This is a genomic window from Streptomyces sp. NPDC036822, from assembly GCF_055609145.1.
In genome coordinates this window covers 1-4,195 of the sequence record NZ_JBVJPY010000056.1, presented here as the reverse complement: position 1 = coordinate 4,195, position 4,195 = coordinate 1, and the positions used below count along the sequence as shown (strand labels likewise).

3 protein-coding genes and 2 pseudogenes are annotated in these 4,195 nt (G+C 60.7%); 3 read left to right on the top strand and 2 right to left on the bottom strand.

Annotated features, from left to right (window positions below):
- On the top strand, positions 1 to 228 hold a 228-nt coding region (locus tag ACZ68P_RS36115; protein WP_471013597.1), incomplete at its 5' end, for an ATP-binding protein.
- 18 nt (positions 229 to 246) lie between these two features.
- On the opposite strand, the gene ACZ68P_RS36110 is transcribed toward ACZ68P_RS36115, so the two are convergent.
- On the bottom strand, positions 247 to 600 hold the full coding sequence (locus ACZ68P_RS36110; protein ID WP_471013595.1) for a hypothetical protein: 354 nt from the start codon (positions 598 to 600) through the stop codon (positions 247 to 249).
- 173 nt (positions 601 to 773) lie between these two features.
- On the opposite strand from ACZ68P_RS36110, the pseudogene ACZ68P_RS36105 reads away from it, so the two are divergent.
- Both ACZ68P_RS36105 and ACZ68P_RS36100 read left to right on the top strand, forming a co-directional pair.
- Positions 774 to 1,581 (top strand): annotated as a pseudogene (locus ACZ68P_RS36105) (transposase family protein).
- Between the two features lie 217 nt (positions 1,582 to 1,798).
- Positions 1,799 to 2,283, top strand: a pseudogene (locus tag ACZ68P_RS36100) (IS5 family transposase); the annotation flags it as partial.
- Between the two features lie 618 nt (positions 2,284 to 2,901).
- Here ACZ68P_RS36100 and ACZ68P_RS36095 read toward each other — a convergent pair.
- The gene (locus tag ACZ68P_RS36095; RefSeq protein WP_471013593.1) at positions 2,902 to 3,912 is read right to left on the bottom strand and encodes a hypothetical protein; all 1,011 of its coding nucleotides are present in this window, start codon (positions 3,910 to 3,912) and stop codon (positions 2,902 to 2,904) included.
- Positions 3,913 to 4,195 lie beyond the last annotated feature (283 nt).

Here is a 4,195-nt window from a genome sequence, read left to right as displayed (position 1 = left end):
AACCTGGTCTTCCAGGTGATCTCAAAGCGCTACGAAAAGGGCTCGATCATCCTGACCTCGAACAAGACCTTCAGCGAATGGGGACAGGTGTTCGGCGACGAGGTCCTGGCCACCGCCATCCTCGACCGGCTCCTGCACCACTGCGATGTCATCTCCATCAACGGCCCCAGCTACCGGCTCAAGAACCGGCTCGCTGCCATCGAACGCGACCGGGACGACGCAGCCTGACCAAGCTCCCCAGAGTTTTCACAGGTCAGTCCAGACATGTCCCTCGGAGTAGTCGTGCCAGCCCCGGAAATACCAGTTGGCAAGATCCCCGATTCGCTCGATGCAGTCAGCGAAGTAGGAATCGGGCGCCGGCTTGGGGAAGTTCGAGTGTGACGTCCACAACGGAACCCAGGTCGCGACCTCATAGAACCCCTCAGCGACCCATCGATCGAGCTTCTCGTCGGACTGAGATCGCTCACACGCGGCCCGCATTGCCCGTTCCAGGCGGGTGAAAGCCGCCCGGTCCCACTCCAGATCCCCACGCAGCCGCAGCAGGAAGCTGCCCTCCTCTGCGTCGAACTCCCGTCTCAGAACCTTGGTGATCTCGTCCATGGCCGAGATCATGACAGCCCACGGAGAGACCCCGAGACTGCCCACGGCCAACCATCAAGCGGTGCACGTTTGCCTGTACTTGGCGGAGCACTCAGAGGAGTACACCGACACTGGAGGGTGAAATGAGCTGGTCAGCAGGTGTGGTGACGAGGCAGGGCCCCTCCTCGGTTGGCGTGGTGATCTCACTCAACACGTTGGCGACCGAAGGGGCCCTGAAGGTTTCCGTATCCTGCCATGCTCGACGTCCCGCACGAGCTGGTCGAGCACGTTGCCTGGCTGCTCCACGAGCATCGCCAGGCCCGCAACACCCGCTGGCGCAAGCTCGGCTGCTTCAAACAGGCTCTGCTCACGCTCGTCCATCTACGGAAGAACGAGACGTTCTCGCAGCTCGGGACGGGTTTCGGGATATCGCAGGCCACCGCCTGGCGCTATGTCGACGAGACCTTGGACGTCCTGGCCGGCTGGGCACCCGGCCTCTACGAAGCACTCACCGGCCTCGGTGAAGGCGACCACGTCATCGTCGACGGCACGCTGATCCCCATCGACCCCATCGCCGCCGACGAGCCGTACTACTCCATGAAGCACCGCAGGCACGGCATGAACGTGCAGGTCATCGCCCGGCCCGACGGCGCACCGCTGTGGTTCTCGCGTGCGACACCCGGCCGCACTCATGACCTGACCGCGGCCCGGGCTTACGGCATCGTGCAGGCCTGTCTGACCCGGCAGATCCTCGTCCTGGCGGACCGTGCCTACCAGGACGCCGGCGCCACCATTCGCACCCCGCACAAGAACCACCGCGAACAACCCGAGCACTACCAGCAGTTCAACCGCGACCACGCCCGACTCAGAGCTTCCGGCGAACGCGCCTTCGCACAGCTCAAATCCTGGCGGATCCTCCACCGAGCCCGATGCTCCACCCGACGCATCGGCACCATCGTCCAAGCCATCCACACCCTACTGACCCACAACTATTCAGGATGAAAGAGGCTCAGTGGTTTCGGGTCGCCGGGTTGTGGTGCTCGTGCTGTTGGAGATGCGGGCTGATTTTTGGTGGCCAGGTGGGTGGGGAAGTGGCTGCGCCTGTCTCATCCTTGGATGCCCGGCCTTCGTGGCTGAGTGCTTCCGTTGTCGGCACTGTGCGCTTGGGCGCACTCAGTCCGGGGCGGTACGCCTTAAGCATGCCGAAGCGACGCCCTATCTGAGTGATCTGTCTGATGCCCGCTGGGAGTTGATCGAGCCCGTGCTCTCGGCCTGGCGTTTCGAGCGCCGTGGCAGGGCTCTGCACTTCGGCCGGCCGCCGGAGCGCGATCTGCGCGACATCATGGACGCGATCTTGTATGTGGACCGCACCGGGGTGCAGTGGCGCTACCTTCCGCACGACTTCCCGCACTGGAACACGGTCTACGGCTACTTCGCCAAATGGGCCGACGAGGGCGTGTCAGCCAGCACAACGGCCTGTTGAAGCGGCTGTTACGGGAGAAGGAGGGGCGGGACGGCGAGCCGTCGGCCTGCGTGATCGACTCGCAGGGCGTGAAGACCTCCACCAGCGTCCCTGTCCGAGGTCAGGGCATCGAAGCCGGGAAAAAGATCGTCGACAGGAAGCGGAGCATCGTCACCGACACGCTTGGCCTCCTCCCCGCCGTGCTGGTCCCCGCGGCGAGCGTGCAGGACTCTGCTGCCGGGCACCCAGCTTCTCGATCAGGCCGCCGCACGAGCCCTGCAGCGGTGTAGGCAGCACCGATGCGCCCGGTATGGATCTACCGCCGACGGGGTGGAGCCGCTTTGCGCGCGACTCCACTTTGCCCGGCCAAGAACGAAAATGAGGCTTTATCAACGAAATTTGTCGCGCTGCTACGGGGGCTTGAGGGTGGCTGCCGATAGGCGTGAAGTACGAGTAGGACAGGTCTCTCTCAGGAGTCTGTCCGTTCACAGGGGGCTTCACGTTGGTCACCTACGTTGCCATGCTGGATGTTCCGCGCAACATCGTTCAGAGCTGGGGGAGGCTGCTGGCAGCTCGAGCGCTGGAGCCATTCCGGCAGGCGGTCCTGGTGCTGCGCTGGATTCGTGACGGGGCGTGTGTGCACTGCCTGGCCCGGGACGCCGGCATCTCGTAGGCCACTGGCCTACCGCTACCTGATCGAGGGCATCGATACTCTCGGCTGCGAGAAGTCCGCGGAGTATCAATGCATCCCAACCCAGCACGATCACTTCTCACCGCAATCACGTGCAGATCGTAAGGATACCGAACAGCACTTTGTCAATTGTAAAGGACCCCCAGCAGGCGACCGGACGCGTTTCGTACTACTCGTTTTCCGCGTACACGATTTCCTTATCTGAGCCCGTAAATTTTTTTACGATATTCCTGATGTCCGGGAATCCGGAGTCGCTCAACTTGCTGATGCTCATTACGCCATGCGTGCTCTTCAAGTTCTTCCTTCGGATAATTCTAGACAATTTCTCCGAGGTTGAACCAGCCTTTTCTAGGCGAATTTCACCCGTAAGCACCTTCGGGAGGGAATCGACCTTACGCTGTAGCGGCTGTCCGAGCCTTGCCCTGTCGAATATGAAGATTAGTGCAGTGCCGTTGCGGTGTACCGAGAAGTCCTCGACCCCGCCGGTCATCGTTCCCTTATAAAGAGTATGATTCGCTTCTCTTATTTTAAGAAATTCAGGAATTGTGACTGTTTGTAGTTCATTCTTCCTCTCTTTGTGAATCTGTGGGCGGGGGGCGGGCTGGGGAGCGGGGGGCTGTTCCGGAAGCTTGTGCTCTGAGGTTCTACTTAGCTCTCCCAAAAGCCGATCAGCTTCGCTCCTGTGCTCGGCCAAGCTATCCTGGAGGGCGCGAAGCCCATACTTTCCTATAAGAACGGCATGGAATAGCTCACTCGCAGCATCGCTGGCTGCATCAGGAGTTAGTAGACTAGCGTCCTGTCCCCATTGTAGCCGTCCTGTAACTGTGAGAATCCACAGATCCAGCGTCTCACCAGGGACTTCTTGCCAGCCTGATTTCCGCATAGTGTCCAAGGCTTTAGAGCGTTGCCCTTCCATCCGCTGGACAGCCCACTCCATGGAAGAAATTACGTGCTCGCAGTGGCTCAAGGTCAAGGAGCCCCCTGTCTTACTGAACAGCTCCTCGGCTATTCCTGCGTCGGTCTTATGGTGGCCTAGGTATCCAGGCATCAGGCTTAGCATGAAATGCGAGATCGACTCCGATGTCCATTCGTGATCCGGAAGTCCCTCCTTGAACAGGGGGATCGCACTGGCCCAGTCTCCTATCTCGACGGGGCTCAGCCAGCTTGAATAGTATGTCACAGGAAGTACCTCGAATCTGGCAATGGAAGATCGCCCAACTCTATCTCCGGCAGGTCACGTCGAACAGACCCTGGGCCCCACCAGGGCATGACTCTGCCCTAATGTCCTCCGGATATTGCCCTTGAAGCGTTGTTACACTTGGTCAGCTGTCAGCTGTCAGCTGTCAGCGGTCAGCGGTCGGCAGTCAATGAGCCTTTTTCATCCTGCCCCTGAAGGGCTATAAGGCCTGGTCAGCTGGGGTGGTGACGTGGCAGAGCCCCCGGTCGTTGGCGGTGTTGATTCC

Coding starts and splice junctions, on each gene's coding strand:
- ACZ68P_RS36110 (WP_471013595.1), bottom strand. CDS start 600: ATGGACGAGATCACCAAGGTTCTGAGACGGGAGTTCGACGCAGAGGAG.